Annotated in this window: 1 pseudogene; it reads left to right on the top strand. The window is 62.6% G+C overall.

Annotated features, from left to right (window positions below):
- A pseudogene (locus tag EN884_RS35025) lies at positions 1-1,697 on the top strand (kinesin); the annotation flags it as partial.

The raw sequence follows: 1,697 nt of genomic DNA, 5'->3' as shown, positions 1-1,697 counted from the left end.
GCGCCGACATGGCCGACATCGTCACTTCGACCTCCTCTATGCTCGAAGCCCGCGCCAGCGACTTCGCCGGACGCATGGAAGCCGCCCGTCACGTCGTGTCGCGTTCGTTCGACAGTGACATCCAGCGGCTCGCCGACGCCCGCGTCGGCATCGAGGAAGCTGTCGAGAACCACAGCAGGAAACTGTCCGAAAGCCGCGAGCGCATGGCCGCGGCCATGGAGGCCGACCTGGCGAAGTTCGCCGAGGGCCGCGCCGGCATCGATGCGGCAGTAACCAACCAGGTGCAGAAGCTGGCCGAAGGCCGCAGCCTGATCTCGCGCGCTCTCGAAGAGGATCTGCGCAAGGTCAATGAATCGCGGGCGGCCATCGATGCATCGCTCGGCAGCCATCTCGAAAGGCTGGAAGAAGGTCGCAACAGGCTCTCTATTGCCTTGAATGAAGACTCCGGGAAGCTGGTGCAAGCTCGTACGATCATTGATGAAATGGTCGCCGGACATGTCGGAAAACTCGCCGAGGGCCGCAACATTCTGTCGCGCGCTTTGGAAGCCGATCTCGGAAAACTGTCCGACAGCCGCGCCGACATCGACGGTCTGGTCGCCGGTCAGGTGGAAAAAATCGCCGAAGGCCGCGCCGTGCTCGCCAAGGCGTTGGAAAACGACATCGTCGGCATCAAGAGCCTCATCGAAACCCATTCCGCCAAACTGGCGGAAGACCGCACGCAGCTTTCCCATTCGCTCGACAATGATCTGTCCGGCATACGCGGCCTGATCGAAAGCCATTCGGGACGGTTGGCCGAGGACCGCAGCCTGCTGTCGCAGACCCTTGAAGCCGACCTTGCCAAGCTGGCCGAAAGCCGTTCGAGCATCGACGGTCTGGTCGCCGGTCAGGTCGAGAAGCTGGCGGAAGGCCGCGACATTCTCAAGCGCGCGCTGGAATCCGACCTGAACACGATCAAGGGCGTTATCTCAAGCCAGTCGGAAAAGCTGGCCGAGGATCGCGGTCAGCTTTCCCGGGTCCTGGAAGCCGACCTGCAGAATGTGAACAGCGTCATCGCCGATCACATGAACAAGCTTGTCCAAGACCGCTCCGCCCTGTCCAGGGCCCTTGAGGACGACCTCGCCAAGCTGGCCGACAGCCGTTCCAGCATCGACGGGTTGGTTGCGGGTCAGGTCGAGAAGTTGTCCGAGGGCCGAGATATCCTGCGGCGCGCTCTGGAATCCGACCTCAACGCGATCAAGGGGACCATTGCCGACCAGTCGCAGAAACTGGTCGATGACCGGGCACAGTTCGCCCGGGCACTCGAGGCTGACCTCGAAAGCGTCAATGGCTTGGTCAACAGCCATTCCGAAAGGCTCGTCCAGGATCGTTCGACGCTGTCGAAAGCGCTTGAAGCCGACCTCGAAAACGTCGGTGGCCTCGTTAACAGCCACGCGGAAAGGCTTGTCCAGGAGCGCTCGACCCTGTCCAAGGCGCTCGAGGACGATCTTGCCAAACTGGCCGAGAGCCGCTCAAGCATCGACGGTCTGGTCGCCGGCCAGGTCGAGAAACTCGCCGAAGGTCGCGATGTTCTCAAGCGCGCGCTGGAAGCCGATCTCGCCAAGCTGGCCGAAAGCCGCTCCAGCATCGACGGTCTGGTTGCCGGCCAGGTCGAGAAGCTGGCCGAGGGCCGCGACATTCTCAAACGCGCCCTCGAAGCC

Origin of the sequence: Mesorhizobium sp. M7A.F.Ca.AU.001.01.1.1, assembly GCF_004022735.1 — a bacterium.
Classification (GTDB): Bacteria; Pseudomonadota; Alphaproteobacteria; order Rhizobiales; family Rhizobiaceae; genus Mesorhizobium; species Mesorhizobium ciceri.
Note: the sequence above shows the minus strand (reverse complement) of the source record. Positions and strands in the feature narration are given on the sequence as shown.